The following is a 21,369-nucleotide window of genomic DNA, read 5'->3' as shown; positions in this document are numbered from 1 at the left end:
CTTTCATTGTGATGTCACGAGATGCGATCGCCCGGCCGGCTGCGCGGGTCGAGCTCGAGCACCGTGATCGCGTCGTCGCTGGCCCCGGCCGCGAGGATCATGCCCTCACTGACGCCGCCCGCCATCTTGCGCGGCTTGAGATTGGCGAACACCACCACCCGCTTGCCGACCAGCTGCTCCGGCGAATAACTCAGCGCAATCCCGCTGAAGATCGTCCGCGTGCCGAGCGGCCCGAGGTCGACGCCGAGCTGCAGCAGCTTGTCCGAACGCTTGACCCGCACGCAGCTCTGGACCACGCCGACCCGCAGGTCGACGCCCTTGAAGCCGTCGATCGTCGTCTCCGCCGCCAGCGGTTCGACCTCATACTCGTGCGCCGGCGCAGCCGCCTCGACCGTCGCGCCCCCGCCGAGGGTCGCCTTGCTGGCCTCGACGATCGCCGCCAGCAGCGCCGGATCGAGGCGCTCCGCGAGAATTTCATAGGCGTCGATCGCGTGCCCGGCCGGCAGCGGATCGCCCGCGTTGGCGAAGTCCAGCGGCCGCGGCAATCGCAGCATGCGCTCGGTCTTCTCGGCCCAACCCGGCAGCACCGGCTTCAGGATCGCCGCCACGATCTTGCCGGCCTCGATCGCCGCCGAACAGACCGCCCGCGCCCGCTCGGGGTCGCTGGTCGCCAGCTTCCACGGCGCCGACTCGGTGACGTACACATTAAAATCCTCCGCGATCTCGATCGCCAGACGCAGCGCCCGGGCCGACTCGAACTCCCGGTAAAGGCCCGGCACCTCGGCCAGCCGCGCCCGCGCCCGCTCGAGCAGCGGCGCCGCGTCGGCCGCGGGCGCCCCCAGCGTGGCCCCGAGCCGCTGATGCACGAACTTCACGCAGCGACTCGCCAGATTCGCCGCCTTGTTCACCAGCTCCGCGTTCACGCGGGCCGCGAAGTCCTCCATGCTGAGGTCGATGTCGTCCTGCTCGCCGCCCAGCTTGGCCGCGAAGTAGTAGCGTAGATAGTCCGCCGGCAGATGCTCGAGGTAGGTGCGCCCGAGGATGAAGGTGCCCCGGCTCTTCGACATCTTCTCGCCGTTGACCGTCAACCAGCCGTGCACCTGGACCCGCGCCGGCGTGGTGTAGCCAGCCGCGTGCAACATCGCCGGCCAGAACAGGGTGTGGAAGTAGACGATGTCCTTGCCGATGACGTGCACGATCTCCGCGTCGCCGCGCCAGTACTCGTTCATGTCGCGGCCGTGCTCGCCGCACCACTTCTCGGTCGCGCCGATGTAACCGACCGGCGCGTCGAACCATACATAGAAGAACTTCTTGCCCTCATAGCCCGGGATGGCAAACCCGAAGTAGGGCGGGTCGCGCGAGATGTCCCAGTCGCGCAGGCCGTCCTCGACCCAGCGCATCACGTAGTTGCGGACCGTCGGCTGCAGGCGCGTGCGCCCGCCCGCCTCCGGCGCCCGCAGCCACCCGCGCAGGAATGCCTCGTGCTCGGCCAGCGCCACGAACAGGTGCTCCGAGTCGCGTGGCACCGGCGTGGTCCCGCAGATCGAGCAGTGCGGGTCCTTCAGCTCGCTCGGCGCGTAGGTCGAGCCGCACACCTCGCAGCTGTCGCCGTACTGGTCGAGCGCGCCGCACTTCGGGCACTGGCCGCGGACGAAGCGGTCGGGCAGGAACATCTGGTCGTTCGGGCAGTACAGCTGGGTCGTCACCCGCGTGTGGATGTGCCCGGCGTCCCGCATCGCCGCGAAGATGCGCTCGGCGTGCCGGCGCGTCTCCTCGGAGTGGGTCGTGTAGTAGATATCGGAGCCGATGCCGAAGTCACGGAACACCGCCGCGTGCTCGGCGTGCGCCCGCTCGATCAGCGCCTCCGGCGTGATGCCCTCCTTGCGCGCGCGCAGCTCGATCGGCGTCCCGTGCGTGTCCGCGGCCCACATGAAGATCACGTCGTCGCCCGCGAGCCTGCGCGCCCGCACGTAGACGTCGGTCTGGATCGCCTCGAGCAGGTGCCCGAGGTGGATCGACCCGTTGGCGTAGGGGAGCGCGGCGGTGACGAGGACGCGACCAGACATCGCCGCGCGTATAACACTGGCGAGCCCGCCGGGCAAACGCTGCCCCAGCGTCAGTCGATCGGCTCGCGCCCCAGCGCCTCGCGGCTGGCGGCGATCTGCGCCTCGGGCCCCTCCAGCTGCTCGAGCAGCGCCTTCGCCGTGATGCAGCGACGCTCCATCTGCGCCACCAGATCACCGACCTGATGCGACAGCACCTGGATCAGCTCCGGCAGCAGGTCGACCGCCGCGTGCCGCAGCATCCGCGGCGCCGACAGCAGCGGTGTCACATTGCCGGGGCTCTCCGAGGCGAGCGCGACCTTCGACTCGAGGATCTTCACCGTCTTGATGCACAGGTGATACTCGCTCTGGATCCGCAGGTAGCTGAGGAAGGCCAGCTCGATCACTCGCTTGCCGTCGCGGCCGACGCTCATCGTCTCCTGCAGCGGCCGCGGGTGCACGTAGTCCATCCCGATCATCAGCCGCGACAGCGCCTTGTCGATCGCCGATATCAAGCTGTTGAGCTGGTCGGATCCCTCGTTCAAGCGCCGCGCCGCCTGTCCCAATTGATTGAGCCGTTCGTTCATCGCCATCGATCCTCCCGGAGCCCGTCAGGGCGCGCCGTGAACCGTCAGGTCCCGGCACCTCGCCACGGTAGACCGCCCCCCTCGCCGCCACAAGCCCGGGCCCGCACGAGACCACGCGCAACCTCGCTCGCGCAGCGCGCCTAGAAGTCGATGTTGGCCTCGACCTGCGGGTCGACGGCGTTGGTCCAGCGCGGCAGCTCGCCGCGGTACAGCAGGTTGTAAGCCGCCTGCACCTCGAGCACGCGACGGGTGTAGTTGGCCGTCTCGCGCAGCGGGATCTCGGCCACGAACACGTCGAGCTCGAGCGGCTGCCCGCCCCCCGAGAGGTCGGACTTGGCCCGCAGCCAGCGCTCGACGTTGAAGGGCCCGCCGTTGTAGCTAGCGTAGGCCATCGCCGCCTGGCCGTGGAACTTGCTCAGCAGCTCGTCCAGGTAGTAGGCCGCGAGGTGCACGTTGGTGTCGATCTCGAACAGCGCGTCGGTGTCGGCCAGCGTCTCGCCGAGGCGCGCCGCCAGCAGCTCACCGGTGTTCGGCATGATCTGGATCGCACCGCGCGCTCCGACCGACGAGACCGCGTGGCGACGAAACCGCGACTCGGTGTACATCAGCGACCATAGCTGGGTCGGGTCGATGTCGCGGAGCCCCGCCTCGCGCTCGACCGTGCTCCGGTACGCGCGCGGATGCCAGCGCGAACGGTAGCTGCCCGCGCTGGTCAGCGTCAGCCGGGCCATCCGGTGCGGCTCGCCCAGGGCCCAGCACAGCGCGTGCAGCCCCTCGCGCAGCTCCGCCAGCGCGCCCGGCTCACGCAGCAGCTTGCGGGCCTCCCGCGGCACCTTGAGGTGCGGCTGCCTCCACGTCGCCAGCCACGCCAGCCCACGAATGTGATCCTCGTGCTTGGGCACCCAGCCCGACTTGCCGATCGCGCCAATGACCTCGAGGCTGTCGACCGCGATCCGCAGCTCGCGCTGGGCCTCGTCCTGCCAGCCCGCCGCGTACAGCATCTCGCCGCGGCGCAGCGCCGGGATCGCGGCGCCGTGGCGCGACGCCAGGCCCGCGAAGGTCGCCCGCGCCTGCGCGGCGCTCGGCGGCGAAGCTGTCTCCGAGGACATGGGCGAAAGGACAGGCAACGGCCCCGGATCCTCGCCGAGGTCGAGCAGACGCTGGCGCGCCTGCAGCCCGTAATAATCCAGCGGCCCCGCCGCGGCGACGGTGCGCAGCAGCTGCACGCCCTCGGCCCGATCCTCCGGCGCGGCGACCAACAAGCGACCACGGAAGTACCGCGCCACCGTGGCCTGCTCCGAACGCAGCTTCTTCTCCAGCGCCGCAAACGCGGTGATCGCCGCCTCGCGCTCGCCGAGCCGCAGCTTGAGCCACGCGGCCAGCCACGGGCGATCGCCGCGCAATCTGTCCTTCGCTGGCAGACGCTCGAGCAGCGTCTGCGCCTGCGCGTAGCGGCCCCCGCGGAACGCCTGCTCGATCGCCCCCGACAGCGCCGCCTTGCCCGCGCCGCCGCGGCGCCCGGCCTGCGTCAGCCACAACGCGATCGCATCATCATACCGGCCCGCGCGATCGAGGGCCCGCAGCAGATCCTCGCGCAGATCCGCCGACGGACTGGCACGATACAATTGCTCGAGGTCCTCCGCCGCCTGGGCGAAGTCTCGCTGCCGCGTCGCCGTGAAGGCCCGCGACCGCAGCACGACCGGACGCAGCCCCGCCGAGGTCTTCGGGTCGGCCAGCAGCTCGTCGAGCAACGCCCGCGAGGTCGCGAAGCGCCGCAGCCGACGCGCCGCGGCAGCGCGATCGATCTGCTCGAGCGTCGACCAGCGCGGCGGCTTGCCAGCGTCCACCAGCGCCGCCTCGGCTAGCTCGGCCGCCTCGGTTCCGCAGCGATCGATCGCCACCCGCCGCAGCGCCGCCAGCCCCTCACCGGTCTTGCCCGCACGCAGCAGCGCCTGGGCCCGCGCCAGCTCGAGCGCCCCGGCCCGCGGGTGCTCCGGATAGGCCCGCAGCACCTCCTGCAGCGCCTTCGCGGCCTGACTCCCCGCCGCTCGCCGGCCCGCGCCCTCGCCCTCGATCGCCGCCAGCGCCTCCGCGTGGGCCACCCGCAGCACCGCCAGGTTTCGCACCGGTTCGAGCTTGATCGCCTGCCGCCACTGCTCGGCCGCCATCCGCCGCAGCACGTCCCCGGTGCTCGCCGGGAGGCCCTGCGCCTCGGCGAGCAAGCTCCGCGCGTGCTCGTCGAGGATCAGCTCGCGCGGCAGACCCGGCGGCACAGCCCTTCGCTCGAGCAACGGAGCCAGCGCCGACCTGGCCCGCTGCGGCCGCCCGGCGAGCCGCTCGGCTCGCCCGCGCAGCATCCCCTGAGCGAACCACTCCGGCGATCCCTCGCTGGCCGGAGCCTGCTCCGCGAGCGCGACGAGGGCCGCCTCGAATTGCCCCGCGCCGAGCAGCGTCGCCGCGTCGGTCTCGGGGGCCACCACCACCGGCACGGCCGCGACGATCGGCGCCGCCGCAGGCCCCGGCTCGTCCACCACATTGATGGCAGGATGCACCCGCTGTGCAGCCTCGTTCACGGCCGCGGGTCGGCACGCGAGGAGGCCGGCGGCAAGCAGCCACCCGCCCATTCGCAGCCCTCGCGACCCGGAGCGCATCGTCGCCTGAAGCTAGCACGATCGGCGGCCCACTCCGATTTTCTCGCCAAGCGGCGCGCCCCGGGATGGTCTACCCTGCCGCCCCGTGAGTCTCCTTCGTCCCACCCACCTCATCACGGCCACGGTGCTCGGCGCTGGCACGATGGGGGCGCAGATCGCCGCCCACCTCGCCAACGCCGGCATCCGCACCTTCCTCCTCGACATGGTGCCGCGGGACACCCCCGCGGGCGCCCCGAAGGCCGCCCGCAACGCGCTGGCCCTCGCCGCGCTGCAGCAATTGCTCAAGGCCAAACCCGCCGCATACACGGACCCCGGCCACGCCGCGCGCATCACCCCCGGCAACCTCGAGGACGACCTCGAGCGGGCCTGCGCAGCCAGCGATCTGGTGATCGAGGCGGTGGTCGAGCGCCTCGATATCAAGCAGACCCTGTTCACCCGGGTCGCCGCCGCCGCTGGACCGCACGCGATCCTCAGCTCCAACACCTCGGGCCTCGGCATCGGCGCGATCGCGGAGGGCCTGCCCGAGGCCGCCCGCGCCCGCCTCGTCGGCATGCACTTCTTCAACCCGCCGCGCTACATGCACCTGCTCGAGGTCGTGCCCTCGCGCCACAGCGACCCGGCCGTCGTCGCCGAGCTCGCCAATTTCTCCGACCGCGTGCTCGGCAAGGGCGTGGTCCTGTGCCGCGACACCCCCAATTTCATCGGCAACCGGGTCGGCACCGCCGAGATGCTGCTCACCTTCACCACCACCGCAGCCGGCGATTACAGCGTCGAGGAGGTCGACCTGCTCAACGGCCCCCTGATGGGCCGCCCGCGCACCGCCAGCTACCGCCTCGGCGACCTCGTGGGCATCGACGTCGTCGGCCACGTGATCCGCAACCTCGCCGCCGTCCTCAGCAGCGACCCCGCCTCGCCCGACTTCGACGAGCTGCACCAGCTCATGGTCGTCCCGCCGATGATCGAGCAGATGCTCCAGCGCCGCCTGCTCGGCGACAAGACCAAGTCCGGCTTCTATCGCAAGCAGGGCAAGGCCATCCAGACCCTCGATCTCCACACCCTCGAGTACCGCGATAACAAACCCGCGGTGTTTCCCGAGCTCGCCGAGGTCGCCACGATCCGCGACCTCGGCAAGCGCGTCGCCGCGGCCCTTCGCGCCCCCGGGCGCGCCGGCGAGTTCCTGCGCAAGGTCTACCTCCCGCTCTTCAACTACGCGGCCGCCCGCGTCGGCGTCATCTGTGACACCGCGAAACAGATCGACGACGCCATGTGCTGGGGCTACGGCTGGCAGCTCGGCCCCTTCGCCCTGATGGACGCCGCCGGCGTGGCCTGGTGCGCCGAGCAGCTCACCGCCATGAGCCTCGCCCCTGCGCCCGCGCTGCGCGAGCTGGTCACCGCCCAGGGCCCCGCCGCGCGCTGGTACGCCGGCCGCCCGAGCGCCCCCACCGTGTTCGTCCCCGGCGCCGGCCCGACGCCAATCACCACACCCGCCGGCGTGCTCATCCTCGCCGCCGCCAAGGACACGCGCGGCGAGCTGCACAGCAACAAGACCGCCAGCCTGATCGACATCGGCGACGGCATCGCCTGCCTCGAGTTTCGCGGCAAGATGAACGTCCTCGACGACGGCGCCGTGACCATGCTCGGCGAGGCCCTCCCGACCCTCGCCCGCATCGGCGGCTTTCGTGGCCTCGTGATCGGCAACCAGGGCGAGAACTTCTGCGCCGGCGCCGACCTCCGCACCATCCTCGCGGCCGCCGAAGCGCGTGACTTCGCGACCCTCGAACGCGCCGTCGCAACCCTGCAAAACGCCCTCATGGACCTGCGCCACGGCGATCTGCCCGTGGTCGTCGCCCCCCACGGTCTCACCCTCGGCGGCGGCGTCGAGGTCACCCTGCACGGCGACGCCGTCGTCGCCAACAGCGAGCTCTACATGGGCCTGGTCGAGATCGGCGTCGGCCTGCTCCCGGCCGGCGGCGGCCTCAAGGAGATGGCCCGCCGCGCCTCCGAGTGGGCCGCCCAGGTCCCCGACGGCGACCCCTATCCCTTCGTCCGCCGCGCCTTCGAGAACGCCGCCGCCGGCAAGGTCTCGACCAGCGCCCACGAGGCCCGCGCGCTCGGCTTCCTCACCCCGGGCGACAGCGTCGTGTTTCATCGCGCCCGCGTGGTCGCCGAGGCCAAGCGCCGCGCGATCGGCCTGGCCGAGGCCGGCTACGTCCCGCCCGATCGCGCCGCCGCGATCGCCCTCACCTCACCTGGCCGCGGGGCCAGCTTGCTGATGGGCGCCCAGATGTTCTTCTGGGGCGGCTACGCCTCGGCCCACGACCAGAAGATCGCGCAGAAGATCGCTCAGGTGCTGTGCGGCGGCATGACGGGCAAGCCCAGCGCCACCGCGCAGGAGCTCCTCGACCGCGAACGCGAGGCCTTCTGCAGCCTCGCCGGCGAGCCGGCCACCGTCGCCCGCATCAAACACATGCTCGAGACCGGCAAGCCGCTGCGCAACTGATCGCCTTCAGGAAAGGAACCATCCAATGTCCACACTCCAAGACGCCGTCCTCGTCGCCGCCCGCCGCAGCGCGGTCGGTCGCGCCCTGAAAGGCACCCTCCGCAACACCCGGCCCGACGACTTCGCCGCCCAGGTCGTGCGCGCCGCCCTCGCTGACCTGCCGGGCCTGCCGCTCGAGCTGATCGACGACCTCGTCCTCGGCTGCGCCATGCCCGAGGCCGAGCAGGGCCTGAACGTCGCCCGCGTCGTCGGCCTGCGCGCCGGCCTGCCCGACAGCAGCGCCGCGATCACCATCAACCGCTTCTGCGCCTCCGGCCTGCAAGCCATCGCCAGCGTCGCCGAGCGCATCCGCGTCGGCGCGATCGAGGCCGGCATCGCGGGCGGCCTCGAGTCCATGAGCATGGTGCCGATGGGCGGCAACAAGGCGGTGCTCAACCCCGCCGTCGTCGCCGAGCGGCCCGAGCTCTACATCTCGATGGGCCTCACCGCCGAGAACGTCGCCCGCAAATTCGAGGTGTCGCGCGCCGACCAGGACGCCTTCGCCCTGGCCTCGCACATCAAGGCCGTCGCCGCGATCGCGGCCGGTCGCTTCGCGGGCGAGATCGCGGCCGTGACCACCGCCGAGGGCACCAGCTTCGCGGTCGACGAGGCCCCGCGCGCCGACACCACCCTCGACGCGCTCGCCCAGCTGCGCCCCGTGTTCCACGCCATGGGCAGCGTCACCGCCGGCAACTCCTCGCCGATCAACGACGGGGCCGCGGCCGCCGTGCTGGTCTCGGCGAGCCGCGCCGAGGCGCTCGGCCTGCGTCCGCTCGCCCGCTTCGTCGGCTTCGCCGTCGCCGGCGTGGCCCCCGAGCTGATGGGCATCGGACCGATCGCCGCCATCCCCAAGGTCCTCGCGCAGACCGGCCTCACGCTCGCCGACATCGACCTCATCGAGCTCAACGAGGCCTTCGCCAGCCAGTCGCTCGCATGCATCCGCAAGCTCGGCCTCGACCCGGAGAAGGTCAACGTCAACGGCGGCGCGATCGCTCTCGGCCACCCACTCGGCTGCACCGGCGCCAAGCTGACCGCCACGCTGATCGCCGAGCTCCACCGCCGTGGCGCCCGCTACGGCATGGTCAGCATGTGCATCGGCGGTGGCATGGGCGCCGCCGGCATTTTCGAGCGAATGTGAGGCGCGCTGAGCACCTGTCCGAACGGACACGTGGCGACCGCACCTGCCCCCTACGTTGCGAAACGTACCCAAACGTAGAACACGCGGGGACCTGACGCCCAGGACCCGCGCACCGATTGCTGCGCCCGCAACGGCCAGCCGCCCGGCCTGCAGGACCGCCGGCGTGACCGCCTGCACTGTCGAGAGAGTGCCGTGAAAGTGCCAGTCACGCGCACGCGGCTGGCCTCGAGGACATGTCCCAAAGCATGAAGAGACAGCGCCCACGTCGCTGCCCCGCGGCGAATTCCGCCGAATCTCGGCGAAATCACCGACCCGCGCGCGACACCCAGATCGCTCGCCTCGCCCCGCGCGGCCCAAGCAATCGCCGATCTGCGCCTCTCGTAGACGCACCTGCTCTGCTCTCACCCCGCCATCCGCCGACGCGCTCGCGACCCAATTGCGAACGCTGGCACAAACGCCGCGCGACAATTTGATTTGACATCCACCGCCAATCGCCGCATACACTGACATCACATCGTCAGCGACGCGACGGCTCCCCCCAGCCCGAGCACGCTGACAACCCTGGGGCGGCATCGGACCGCCCCCGGGCAGCGCGAGTTCGGCAGCCTGCACCGTTTCAAACACCGCAGGCGAGACTTCCAATCGTTGTTGAGGCGCGAGGCGGGCACGGAAGAGGAACCGTGCCTGCAGAGCGGGCACGGAAGAGGAACCGTGCCCGCTTTTTTTGTGCCCGCGCGCCAGACTGCCTCTAGCGCGGCTCTACGGCGCCAAGGCGCCATCTGGCCCCGGGAGCATGTCCTCTCGGACATGCCCCCGGGTCCTTCACACCTGCATCTGCGGCCATGTCCTCGAGGACAGGACCGCCATCCCGCTCACTGCATCTGCAGGGTCATCGTGTACGCGCCCGACCCGCCGGCCGAGGACACGCGCCAGGTGTAGTATCCCGCGCTGCCGCTATAGCTCACGGACTCCTGGTTGGTCGGCCCGTCCGACTTCGCCACCTGCACCCAGCCGCTGCCGTTCCACTTGAACAGCTCGAGGTCGAAGTCGGTGCCGACCGGCCCGGTCAGGCAGCCGTTGTGCTTGGCCGCGCCCGCCACCGAGTAGTAGCTGTTGTTCGGCTGCCACTGCGTCGCCCCGTTCCCGCCCAGACTGCCCGCATACGGCGTACCCGTGCACGCACCACCACCGCCGCCACCGCCACCGCCGCCACCGCCGCCACCGCCGCCGCCACCGCCGCCATTGGGCGCCCCCGGCACGCCGACCGCCGTCCAGGCCGCGTGGGTCGCCGTCGCCGCGTCGGCGCCGTACAGCTCGGTGGCCGCCTGCGCGGTCGCGTTGCGGGCGTCCTGGAAGCTCGCGTTGCTGCCCAGGTAGTTGGTCAGCGCGCGATAGAAGATCGCCCCGGACTTCTCGACCCCGAGCGCTGGCACCTCCGTGGTCGTCTTGCCGCGCGGGTGCTTGCCGCCCGCCGTCAGCAGATAGAACGCGAGGTTGGCGATGCCCGAATTGAGGTGGACCCCGCCGTTGTCATCCGAGCCGGTGTACCGCTCAGGATAATAATCGTAGGACTGACCGTCCTTGGTCGGGTTGTTCATATACCGCATCGCGTCGCCGGCCTGGCCCGGGGTCCAGATCGTCTCCGCCAGGTTCCACGTCGCCGCGCGCACGCCCCCCGCGCCGTACGCGTCGGCCGCCGCCGCCATGATGTCGGACATCGCCTCGTTGAGCGCGCCCGGCTGGCCCTGATACACCAGCCCCGCCTCGTTCTCGGTCACCGCGTGGGTCAGCTCGTGGACCACGATGTCGGCGTCGCGCGAGAAGTTGCCCGCCCACTGCCCGTCGCCGTCGCCGTAGACCATCTGCGAGCCGTCCCAGAACGCGTTCACGTACTTGTAGCCGTAGTGCACGGTCGCGTGCAGCGTCGCCCCGGCCGCGTTGAACGAGTCGCGCCCGAACTTCGCCTTGTAAAAGTTGTACGTCAGCCCGGCGAAGTTGTAGGCGTCCTGCGCCGCCAGGTCGTTCGAGCTGCCGCCCTCGGCGATGATCTGCTGCCCCGGCAATTGCTGCCCGTTCTTCGCCGTATACACATAGCGCTTGAGCGCCCGGTGATGCCGCGGGTGGCGGGTGATCAGCGCACCGGTGATCGCGTCGACGAAGACCTGGTCGCGCTCCGCCCCGTCCGCGCCGCTGTACTCCACCTCGGCGCTCCAGGCCAGATGCGCCGCGTCCTCGCTGACCACGTAGACCAGATCCGGCACATCGACGCTCACGGCGTCCGAGGCCAGACCCACGAGCACCCCGCCCAGCGCCGCCTCGCCCTCGATCGCCGGCTCCGACGCCAGCGACTCGCCCGCGATGAAGCGCCCGGTCACCGCGTGCACCCGCCCCGACACCCCGTCGGCGTGCACGGTCAGCTCGCCGCCGATCACGGGCAGCTCGTGCAAGTACTGCTGGAAGCGAACGTGCACCATCCCGAGCTCGTCGCTGCGGCTGCGCACCGGCTCGATCTCGCTGTGCTCCGACATGCGAAACACCGGCCCCGCCCCGCGCAGGAACTCGGCCGCGGCCGCCCGCGGCTCGCCCTTCGGCATCAGCCCGAGGTCGCCGGCCAGGAACACCGGAACGCCGTCGGCCGCCGCGAGCACCTGGTCGACCCGCGGGAAGCGCTGCAGCGCCGCCTGCTGGCCCCACAGCAGCGCACCCGGCCGCGGCGCAGCGACGGCCGCCGCCACGATCGCCTCGTCGATCACGAAGCTCGTGTCCAGGTCGATCTGCCCCGGGCTCGCGCCCCAGACCTCCGCCTGCGCCGCCATCAGGTCCTGCATCAGCGTGCGCCGCCCGCCCGCGTCGACCACCACCACCCGGGTGAAGTCGATCGGCCCGTCGGCGAAGGCGAAGCGGACCGCCTCCTCGCGCAGGTCGAGCTCGAGCAGCCCCGCGGGCGCCAGACCCTCGAGGTCGGCCGCGGTCACCACACGCTCACGTACGGTGCTCAACTCGGCCGCTCCTTCATAACAGGCGGTCAGCAGGGCGGCGGTCAGGACAGAAGCGACGATTCCAGCGGTTCGCAGCAGCATGGACAACTCCTCGCAGGCGCCCGAGGCCACCCAAGAAACGGGTGTCCTCTGGCCTGTGGACCAGGTTTCGGTTCGGTGAATGGGACGCCTCGCGCTCGGCGAGGGCGGGGTCAGCACAACCCCGAAGGCGAGTGCACCATAGGCAAGAGTCAAGCGCCCCGGCAATCCCCTCTCGACGAGAAAGTCACACCCTCCAGGCCCCGCGACTCCCCGCACGGAGCCTCCACACAACGCCTATACCCACGGTTCCCCCTGTGAACCCGCTTACTGAACTTTCTTCAGCAGAGTCAGCTACGCCACCCCACGCCAGCCCCAAGCCACCTACATGTGCCGCGAGAACCCCGAATAACCTGCATTTTCGTGAGCTTCACGGCGTTCGCGTCGGCTATTGAATCTGGTTCAATCCGTTCCTGGCAAATCGCGGCCCCCATGGCGCCCTCCCGCGCAGGTTCCAGCGATTTTTTTCACACGAAAGGGAGATCTCTCCCCGAGACGCCTCCTGCGCACGCAATTTCGCGCCACCAGACCCGCTTGCAACAGCAGGACCCGCTGGGCCGACCCCCGTGCCATGCCCGCCCAGCCCGCCATCCGCACCCGCGCCAACATCCACACAGCCTCCCTCCCACACCCCACCCACCCCCACGCCTCCCGCCCACACTCCACCCACCCCCACGCCTCCCTCCCCACCCTCGCGCTGCTCCTCCTGTCCGCCTGCGCCGCCATCGACCCCTCGACCCTCGAGCTCCAGCCCGCCCTCGAGCTCCGCTGCCAGCACCCCGACGCCTGGTTCGAGGGCATCTACCCCGGCCCCGCCGCCTACCCCGCCGCGACCCCCCATCGCCCCGGCCCGCTCGCCACCCGCCTGCCCGCGAGCTCCTGGGACGGCCCCCTCGGCCCCTCCACCCAGACCGCCTGCGCCGACGCCTGCGTCGGCCTGGCCGAGCCCGGCTTCCTCTACCGCTGCCCCGACGCTGGCTGGCAAGTCCACGCCGAACCCGTCCTCGCCCCGCCGCCCGCGACCCTCCCCGATCGCCTCAGCCCCGACGCCTGCTACCCCGACTCCGCCTGCGCGGCCGCCTTCGCCGCCCCGATCGGCCTGGCCCTGCGCGGCCCCTCCCGCCTCGCCGGTGAGACCGACCACCGCGCCACCCTGGCCGACACCAGCCTCGACCTCGACCTCGCCGGCACCCGGATCCACCACCCGCTCCGCGGCCAGGCCCGCTTCAGCGCCGGCACCTGCGAGACCGGCCCCTGCCTCCTCTATCTCGCCAGCCTCGACCTCGACGACGCCGGCGCCCGCAGCCGCGCCCACCTCGGCCTTGTCGACCTCGCCGTCCCCGCCGTCCTGGAAGCCCTCGAGATCGAGCTCCTGCGCCCCGCCCTCGCCGACCTCGACCCCACCACTGGCGCCCTCGAGTTCCCCGCCGGCGCCCTCGAGCTGCGCGTCCAGCTCGCCATCTCCGCCGGCGGCCAGATCGACCCCGGCCCGCGCCAGCTCCTCTTACGAAACCCGATCCCCGTCCACGGCCGCCTCGTCGACGGCGGCCTCCGCCTCACCACCGAGTTCCCGCTCGCCAGCCTCGGCAGCGCCCGCCTCGACCTCGAGTTCCAGACGACCGCCCATCCCCCGGTCGCCGCATTCTCACCCCCCACCCGGCTCGCCGCCGGCCCGCTCCCCCACGACCCCCACGCCCCGAGCCCCCTGCACGCCGCCCACGACCCCGACGGCGACCTGGCGACCCTCATCTGGGTCGTCGACGGCGTCCCCGGGGCCCTCCAGCTCCCGCCCGGAGAGCACGAGCTGGCCCTGTGGGTCGCCGACCGCCGTGGCGCCCTCGCCCGCTCGCCCACCCGCAGCGTGCTCGTCCACGAATGATCGCTCAGCCGAGCGCCTGCACTCATTGTCGTGCCCGTACGAATGATCGCTCCGCCGACCGCGGGCACCTGTACTCGTTGTCGTGCTCCGCTGACCCAGCGGGTCCCCTGACCGCCGCGCACTTGCCAGATCGGCCGACCCCGCCCAGCCTTCCCGGCGATGACCGACCGGCCGCGCCACTCCTTCCTCGGCCTGCTCTTCTGGCTCGCCGTCTCCTTCGCTCCGGGCCTCACCGGCTTCCTCGTCCAACCCGACAGCAGCTGGTGGCGCCACCTCAAGAAGCCCGACTGGGCGCCGCCTGACTACCTGTTCGGCCCGGTCTGGACGGTCCTCTACCTCCTGATCGGCGTCGCCGTGTACCGCGTCGCCCGCCGCCGCGATCACATCGGAGGACCCACCGCGCTGCTGTGGTTCTTCGCCCAGCTGGTCCTCAACGCCCTCTGGACCCCGCTCTTCTTCGGGATGCACCGCCCCGACCTCGCCCTCGTGTGCATCGTCGGCCTGCTCCTCGCCATCGTCGGCACCATGCGGGCCTTCGCGCGCGTCACCCCGAGCTCGGCCGCCCTGCTCGTGCCCTACCTGCTGTGGGTCTCCTTCGCCACCGCCCTCAACGCCGCGATCTGGCAGCTCAACCGCTGAGCCCCGCGAACCGCCTCACGCCGCCCGCCGCGACCACCACAGATACACCGGCACCCCGGTCAGCAAGATCGCCAGGTCGACCGCGAACACCAGCGGCTGCTGCACCGCGTAGCTGATCAGCAAGAACAGCGAGGCCGCGAGGAACAACAGCGGCACTGCCGGATAGCCCCAGGTCCGATACGGCCGCGGCCGATCGGGCTGGCGTCGGCGCAGCACGAACACCGCCGCCACCGACAGCGCATAAAACGGCCAGATCCCGATCACAAAGTGCTCGGCCAGCTCGGCGAAGCTGCGCACCGACACGAACACCGCCCCCAGCGCGACCGACAGCGCGATGCTCCCGGTCGGCGTCCCGTAGCGCGGGTGCACCTTCGCCAGCGCCGAGAAGAACAGGCGGTCCTCCGCCATCGCGTAGAACACCCGCGGCCCGGTCATCATCGACCCGTTGAGCGTCCCGAAGGTGCTGACCACCACCGCCGCCGCGATCAGCGTCACCCCGATCGGCCCGACCAGCGCCGCCGCCACGTCGGCCGCGATCAGCGGCGAGTCGACCATCTGCGCCAGTGGCACCACCCGCAGGTAGACCAGGTTGACCGCCAGATACAGCCCGACCACCGCCGCCGTGCCGAGGATGAACACCTTGGGCAAGGTCCGCTGCGGATCGCGGATCTCCCCGCTCACGAAGCCCAGGTCGCACCACCCGTCGTAGGCCCACAGGATCGCCACCATCCCGAGCACAAAGGCCGGCGCCTCCGGCCGCAGCGTCGCCGCGTGCATCGGCAGCTCGCCCGGCACCAGCACCAGCCCCAGCGCGATGAGCCCGAGCAGCGCCCCCACCTTGAGCACCGTGCTCAGGTTCTGCACCACCGCCCCGAACTCGACCCCGCGACGGTTCACCGCCCCGACCACCACGATCATCGCGATCGCCAGCAGCTGCGCCCGCGACAGCGACACCGCGCCGACCCGCAGCAGCAGCTCGCTGTGATCGACCCCGACCACCCGCCACGCATACTCCGACGAGGTCACCGCGATCGCCCCGTACGCCGCCGGCCGCAAGATCAACAGCTCGGCCCAGCCGAACAGAAACGCCGGCAGGCGCCCGAACGCCTCGCGCACGTACACGTAGATCCCCCCGCTACGCGGGTACATGCTCGCCAGCTCCGCGAAGGTCAGCGCCCCCGCCAGCGCCACCACCCCGCCCGCCACCCACGCCAGCGCGAAGCTCCACACCTCGTCGATGTGGTAGGCGATGCTCGCCGGCGTACGAAAGATGCCGCTCCCGATCGTCGACCCGATCAGCACAGCCACCGCGCTCCACAGCCCCAGCTTCCGCGGCAGCCGCTCGCCCCACGCATCGGCCGCGCTGGCCGCCTCGCTCGCCGGTCCGCCCATCGTCGCCAGCGATACATCATTTCCCGCCCGCCCCCAAGCCGACGCCCGGTTCATGTCGTGGTCCTGGCGCCCTTCTCGCGATCCCTCATTTCCCGCCCGCCCCCAAGCCGACGCCTGGTTCATGTCGTGGTCCTGGCGCCCTTCTCGCGATCCCTCATTTCCCGCCCGCCCCCAGGCCGACGCCCTGTAAGGTAGGCCGCGATGGAGCACGAGGCCTGGATTGTCCCGCTGCGGCTGCGCCACCCCTTCGGCATCTCCCGCGGCAGCGTCCACGAGCTCCCCACCGTGCTCCTGCGCCTGCGCTGCGGCGACCAGGTCGGCCTCGGCGAGGCCGCCCCGGTCCGCTACCTCGGCCACCGCGCCGACCTGCTCCGGGCCGACCTCACCGCGATCTGCGAGGCCCTCCGCGAACCTGACCCGAAGGACATGTCCAGCCACGATCCCCACCCGCAGCTCCCGGAGGCCGCCCCGGCGCCCGTCCGCGCCGCCGTCGACATCGCGTTGTGGGACCTCACCGCCCGCGCCGCCCAACGCCCCCTGCGCGCCGAGCTCGACCTCCGCCACCCGCCCGCGCCCGCCACCGACGCCACGCAAACTTCCTACACCGTCGCCCTCGACGACCTCGACGCCATGGCCGAGCGCGCCGCCGCGGCCCGCCACCTGCCCCTCCTCAAGATCAAGCTCGGCCGCAGCCCCGAGTTCGACCGCGAGGCCCTGCGTCGGGTCGCCGCCGCCGCCCCGCGGGCACGCCTGCGGGTCGACGCCAACGGCGGCTGGAGCTTCGCCCAGGCCCGGGCCCTGCTCCCCGTGCTCGCCGATCTCGGCGTCGAGTTCGTCGAGCAGCCGCTCGCGCGCGGACAGCTCCCCGCCCTCGCCGATCTGCGCCGTCACAGCCCGCTGCCGCTCTACGCCGACGAGGACGTGCAGGGCCCCGAGTCCCTGCCCGCGCTACGTGGCTGCGTCGACGGCATCAACATCAAGCTGATGAAGTGCGGCGGGATCTCACCCGCGCTCGCCATGATCGCGACGGCCCGCCGCGAGGGCTGGCGCGTGCTGCTCGGCTGCATGATCGAGAGCCGCGTCGGCCTCGCTGCCGCGGCCAGCCTCGCCGGCCGCGTCGACGAGCTCGACCTCGACGCCCACATGCTCACCGCCGACGACCCCGTCCCACCCGGCAGCCAGCACGAGCTCTCCGCCGACCTCCCCACGCTCCCCGGCCCCGGCCTCGGCATCCCTCCACGCTGGTAGCCGCCGCGGCTCCGCGGGGGCCCTCACCCCCCCGCGCCGCCGGGCGCCACGATTGCGGCACTTTGCGCGGGCGGTCTTGGCTCCCGGCAGCGCCGGCGTGGCATACTCGCTCCCCCCGTGAAGGTCGACGATCCCCAGCGGATGCCGCCGCCAACGGCCCCCAGCGACCCGGGGTCCGGCCCCAACACGTGGTCCGAGACGGCCATGCTGCTCCCCGACGGCGCGCCCCGCCGCCTCGGCCGCTACGAGCTGCTGCGCCGCCTTGGCTCCGGCGGCATGGGGGTCGTCTACTCCGCCCTCGACCGCGAGCGCGGCCGCCGGGTCGCCCTCAAGACCCTCCGCAAGCTCGAGCCCGGCAACCTCTACCGCCTCAAGCACGAGTTCCGGGCCGCCGCCGGCGTCATCCACCACAACCTCGTCGCCCTCTACGAGCTCGTCTCCGACGCCGACCAGTGGTTCATCACCATGGAGTACGTCGAGGGCGTGCGCTTCGGCCAATATGTCCGATCGGACATGTCCGAACAGCCAGAGGACACCGAGCACGGCGCCGACGCCCAGGACAGCGTCACCGAGCACGACCCGCAGCCCGCCGCGCCGCCCGAGCTCGACGAGGCCCGCCTGCGCGACGCGCTCGCCCAGCTGGTCAACGGCGTGCACGCGCTGCACGCCGCCGGCAAGCTCCACCGCGACCTCAAGTCCTCCAACGTCCTCGTCACCCGCAGCGGCCGCGTCGTCATCCTCGACTTCGGCCTCGTCAGCGACCGCGGCCCCGCGCCGATCGACGCCACCCTCGACGACGGCATCCTCGGCACGCCAGCATACATGTCGCCCGAGCAGGCCGCCGGCCGCACCGTCACCGCCGCCAGCGACTGGTACGCCGTCGGCGTGATGCTCTACGAGGCGCTCACCGGCCGCCTCCCCTTCCTCGGCAGCACGCTCAAAATCCTCGCCGCCAAGCAACAGCACGACCCGCCCCACGTCCACGAGTTCGCCCCCAAGGCCCCCGCCGACCTCGCCGACCTGTGCATGGGCCTCCTCCGCCGCGACCCCAGCGCCCGCCTCACCGGCACCGACCTGCTCACCCGCGCCGCCGCGGCCCTCGGCGCCCCCGTCCCCCGCCGACCTCCCAGCGGCCCGAGCACCCAGGCCCCCGCCCTCATCGGCCGCGAAGAGCTCCTCGCCGCCCTCCACGACGCCTACGACGCGACCAGCCGCGGCGCCCCCGTCACCGTCTACGTCCACGGCGGCTCCGGCATCGGCAAGACCGCCCTCATTGATCACTTCCTTGGATCCCTCCGCCGCGGCGGCGAGGCCGTCGTCCTCCACGGCCGCTGCTACGAGCGCGAGTCGGTCCCCTTCAAGGCCTTCGACTCCGTCGTCGACTCCCTCACCCACTACCTCCGCCGCCTGCCACAGGTCGAGGCCGCCGCGCTCATGCCCCGCGACGTGCACGAGCTGACCAGGTTGTTCCCCGTGCTCGCGCGCGTGCAACTGGTCGCCGACGCCCCGCAACGCGTGTTCGACGGCCCCGATCAGCAGGAGGCCCGCCGCCGGGCCTTCCGCGGCCTCAAGGAGCTGCTGGCCCGCATGGCCGACCGCCGCCCGCTGGTCCTGCGTATCGCCGACCTCCAGTGGGGCGACGAGGACAGCGCCCGCCTGCTCTCCGATCTGCTCACCCCGCCCGACGCCCCCGCCCTGCTGGTGATCGGCTCCTACCGCAGCGACGAGGGCGCCGCGTCGCCGATGCTGCGCGAGCTGCAGCGCCTCTACGAGCGCCCCGGCATGCGCGGCGACGTGCGCAACCTGTTCGTCCCCCCGCTCGAGCACAAGCAGGCCGAGCAGCTCGCCCTGCTCCGCATGGGCCGCAGCGACGGCCCCGCGCTCGCCGAGGCCGCCCGCATCGCCCTCGAGTCCGAGGGCAACCCGCTGTTCGTCGAGGAGCTCGTGCGCCACGCGATCAACTCGCGCCGCCGCGGCGAACACCGAGAGATCTCGCTCGAGCAGCTCGTGCTCACCCGCCTGCGCGGCCTCCCCGGCCCCGCGCGCCGCCTGCTCGAGGTCGTCGCCGTCGCCGGCCGACCGGTCCCGCAGAACCTGGCCTTCGGGACAGCCGGCCTCGGCGAGGAGGACCACACCGCGCTCGGCATCCTGCGCGCGCAGCACCTCGTGCGTACCCACGGGGCCCGCGACGCCGACACCGTCGAGTGCTACCACGACCGCGTCCGCGACGCCGTGCTCGCGCAGGTCGAGCCGCAGCTGCTGCTCACCCACCACCGCAAGCTCGCCGAGGCCTTCGAGCGCGAGGGCGGCGACCCCGAGGTCACCGCCCACCACTTCCACGCCGCCGATGCCCCCGAGCGCGCCGTCCACTACGCCTGCATCGCCGCCGAGCGAGCCGCCGCCGCCCTCGCCTTCAACCGCGCCGCCGAGCTCTACCGCCTCGCCCACACCTGGACCGAGCCCAGCGCCCCGCGCCACCACCTGCTGCGCCTGCGCGCCGACGTCTTGGTCCTCGCCGGCCGCTGCGGCGAGGCGGCCCCGCTCTACATCGAGGCCGCCGCCGGCGAGCCCCCGGCCCTCGCGCTCGAGCTGCGCCGCCGGGCCTGCGAACAGCTGCTGGTCAGCGGCCGCATCGACGAGGGCGTCAAGCTGCTGCGCCCGGTGCTCACCGAGGTCGGCCTCTCGTATCCGCCGACCCCGAGCCGCGCCAACATGTCGATCATCACCCGATCGACCCAGCTGAGCCTGCGCGGCATCAACTTCCGCGCCGCCAGCGAGGCCGACATCCCCGCCCCCGAGCTGCTGCGCACCGATGTCTGCCTCTCGGCCGGCAAGGGCCTCGCCTTCGTCGACCCCGTCCGCGGCTACAGCTTCGTCCTGCGCGGCCTCCTGCTCGCCCTGCAAGCCGGCGAGCCCCGCCGCGTCGCCCGCGGCCTCGCCCTCGTCGGCATGATGATGATCTCGCGCGGCACCAGCAACGCCGTCTCGCGCGGCACGACCTTCATCAAGGAGGCCCGCAAGATCGCCGACGCCCTCGCCGACCCCTACCTCATCGCCCTCACCGACATCATCTCCGGCGTCGCCCAGCTCATCCTCGGTCGCTGGCAAACAACCATCGAGCTGCTCGAGCCCGGTCTCGTGCTCCTCCACGAGCGCTGCGCCGGCGCGGCCTGGGAGGTCTCCATCGCCCAGATGTCGGCCCACCGCGCCCTGATGATGATGGGCCACATCGGCGATCTCGCCTCGCGCTCACACGCCTGGCTGCGCGAGGCCGAGGACGCCGGCGATCTCTATGGCGTGGTCTGGGCCTGCCTGTTCTCCGGCGTCGCCCTGCTCGCCAGCGACGACGTCCAGGGCGCCCGCGACCGCGTCCACGCGGGCATCCGCCGCTGGTCGCAGGACGGCTTCCACTTCCAGCACATGCTCGCCCTCGTCATCGAGACCTTCTGCGATCTCTACGAGGGTCGCAGCGGCGGCGCCTGGCAGCGCCTCTCGGAGCAGTGGGCCGCGGTCGAGGGCTCACACATCCTCCACTGGCAGTTCTCCCGCATCTTCGGCCTGCAGCTGCGCGCCGCGGCCGCGCTGGCCGCCTCGCACGAGCAACCCCACGCCGAGGGCGTGCTGCTCGCGGCCGCCGAACGCGACGCCAGCCAGCTCGACCTCGACGGCGAGAGCCGCCGCGACTCGGCCGCAGCCGCAGCCTTGATCCGCGCCGGCATCGCCGCGAGGACCGGCGCCCGCGCCCAGGCCATCGCCCACCTCGACTCCGCCATCGCCAGCTTCGACGCCGCTCACATGGTCCTGCACGCCGCCTGCGCCCGCCGCCGCAAGGGCGAGTGCATCGGCGGACCCGCCGGCGCAGCCCTCATCGCCGAGGCCGACCGCACCATGGTCGACCACGCGATCGTCCGCCCCCGCCAGTGGGCCGCCATCTACGCCCCCGGCTTCGAGTGACACGATCGTTCCCCGCCAGTGGGCCGCCATCTACGCCCCCGGCTTCGAGTGACCGAGTGACACGCACACAGGTCCATCCGATCCCCGCGCCAGACCGCCCGCGCTGCAGCGAATGGGCACAGCACCCTGCGGTGGCGCGCCCCCACTGCGCTGAGATCCCGCTCCCACGTGCCATACTGGCATGTCACCGCAGCGCCTGCGGTCGGCACCGGCCCGCGTGTGC

11 protein-coding genes are annotated in these 21,369 nt (G+C 72.1%); 6 read left to right on the top strand and 5 right to left on the bottom strand.

The window, feature by feature from the left end; genetic code table 11:
• Window positions 1–14 precede the first annotated feature (14 nt).
• The 3 genes from metG to IPJ59_RS36215 all read right to left on the bottom strand — a co-directional run bounded on the left by metG (window position 15) and on the right by IPJ59_RS36215 (window position 5,202).
• Window positions 15–2,066 carry a methionine--tRNA ligase gene (gene metG / locus IPJ59_RS36225; RefSeq protein ID WP_293275750.1) on the bottom strand — a complete coding sequence of 684 codons (2,052 nt, stop codon included), beginning with the start codon at window positions 2,064–2,066 and terminating at the stop codon, window positions 15–17.
• A gap of 50 nt (window positions 2,067–2,116) precedes the next feature.
• The gene (locus IPJ59_RS36220; protein WP_293275749.1) at window positions 2,117–2,629 is read right to left on the bottom strand and encodes a hypothetical protein; all 513 of its coding nucleotides are present in this window, start codon (window positions 2,627–2,629) and stop codon (window positions 2,117–2,119) included.
• A 140-nt stretch (window positions 2,630–2,769) separates the two neighbouring features.
• Window positions 2,770–5,202: a lytic transglycosylase domain-containing protein gene (locus tag IPJ59_RS36215; protein WP_293275748.1), complete on the bottom strand. Its 2,433-nt coding sequence runs from the start codon at window positions 5,200–5,202 to the stop codon at window positions 2,770–2,772.
• Between the two features lie 163 nt (window positions 5,203–5,365).
• Between IPJ59_RS36215 and IPJ59_RS36210 the strand changes: the two genes are divergently transcribed.
• A complete protein-coding gene (locus IPJ59_RS36210) occupies window positions 5,366–7,780 on the top strand; it encodes a 3-hydroxyacyl-CoA dehydrogenase/enoyl-CoA hydratase family protein (protein ID WP_293275747.1) in 2,415 nt (804 codons plus the stop codon).
• Between the two features lie 25 nt (window positions 7,781–7,805).
• Window positions 7,806–8,957, top strand: a complete 1,152-nt coding sequence (locus IPJ59_RS36205) for an acetyl-CoA C-acyltransferase (protein WP_293275746.1) — start codon at window positions 7,806–7,808, stop codon at window positions 8,955–8,957.
• An 872-nt stretch (window positions 8,958–9,829) separates the two neighbouring features.
• Here the strand turns inward: IPJ59_RS36205 and IPJ59_RS36200 are convergent.
• A complete protein-coding gene (locus IPJ59_RS36200; RefSeq protein ID WP_293275745.1) occupies window positions 9,830–12,037 on the bottom strand; it encodes a M4 family metallopeptidase in 2,208 nt (735 codons plus the stop codon).
• Window positions 12,038–12,605: 568 nt separating this feature from the next.
• On the opposite strand from IPJ59_RS36200, the gene IPJ59_RS36195 reads away from it, so the two are divergent.
• On the top strand, window positions 12,606–13,913 hold the full coding sequence (locus IPJ59_RS36195; RefSeq protein WP_293275744.1) for a hypothetical protein: 1,308 nt from the start codon (window positions 12,606–12,608) through the stop codon (window positions 13,911–13,913).
• Between the two features lie 159 nt (window positions 13,914–14,072).
• Complete coding sequence (locus IPJ59_RS36190) at window positions 14,073–14,552, top strand: TspO/MBR family protein (protein WP_293275743.1); 480 nt, start codon at window positions 14,073–14,075, stop codon at window positions 14,550–14,552.
• 15 nt (window positions 14,553–14,567) lie between these two features.
• Here IPJ59_RS36190 and IPJ59_RS36185 read toward each other — a convergent pair whose 3' ends face one another.
• Window positions 14,568–15,944 (bottom strand): APC family permease, encoded by a 1,377-nt coding sequence (locus IPJ59_RS36185; protein WP_293275742.1) that lies wholly within the window; start codon window positions 15,942–15,944, stop codon window positions 14,568–14,570.
• A gap of 201 nt (window positions 15,945–16,145) precedes the next feature.
• Here IPJ59_RS36185 and IPJ59_RS36180 point away from each other — a divergent pair, with 201 nt between their 5' ends.
• Entirely contained in the window at window positions 16,146–17,192 is a 1,047-nt protein-coding gene (locus tag IPJ59_RS36180) for an enolase C-terminal domain-like protein (RefSeq protein WP_293275741.1), read from the top strand.
• Window positions 17,193–17,309: 117 nt separating this feature from the next.
• Window positions 17,310–21,146 (top strand): serine/threonine-protein kinase, encoded by a 3,837-nt coding sequence (locus IPJ59_RS36175; RefSeq protein WP_293275740.1) that lies wholly within the window; start codon window positions 17,310–17,312, stop codon window positions 21,144–21,146.
• The last annotated feature ends 223 nt before the right edge of the window (window positions 21,147–21,369 follow it).

It is taken from the genome of Nannocystis sp. (assembly GCF_016714285.1).
Taxonomy (GTDB): domain Bacteria; phylum Myxococcota_A; class Polyangia; order Nannocystales; family Nannocystaceae; genus Nannocystis.
Note: the sequence above shows the minus strand (reverse complement) of the source record. Positions and strands in the feature narration are given on the sequence as shown.

Coding starts and splice junctions, on each gene's coding strand:
- IPJ59_RS36200 (WP_293275745.1), bottom strand. CDS start 12,037: ATGCTGCTGCGAACCGCTGGAATCGTCGCTTCTGTCCTGACCGCCGCC.
- IPJ59_RS36180 (WP_293275741.1), top strand. CDS start 16,146: ATGGAGCACGAGGCCTGGATTGTCCCGCTGCGGCTGCGCCACCCCTTC.
- IPJ59_RS36190 (WP_293275743.1), top strand. CDS start 14,073: ATGACCGACCGGCCGCGCCACTCCTTCCTCGGCCTGCTCTTCTGGCTC.
- IPJ59_RS36185 (WP_293275742.1), bottom strand. CDS start 15,944: ATGGGCGGACCGGCGAGCGAGGCGGCCAGCGCGGCCGATGCGTGGGGC.
- IPJ59_RS36220 (WP_293275749.1), bottom strand. CDS start 2,629: ATGAACGAACGGCTCAATCAATTGGGACAGGCGGCGCGGCGCTTGAAC.
- metG (WP_293275750.1), bottom strand. CDS start 2,066: ATGTCTGGTCGCGTCCTCGTCACCGCCGCGCTCCCCTACGCCAACGGG.
- IPJ59_RS36205 (WP_293275746.1), top strand. CDS start 7,806: ATGTCCACACTCCAAGACGCCGTCCTCGTCGCCGCCCGCCGCAGCGCG.
- IPJ59_RS36195 (WP_293275744.1), top strand. CDS start 12,606: ATGCCCGCCCAGCCCGCCATCCGCACCCGCGCCAACATCCACACAGCC.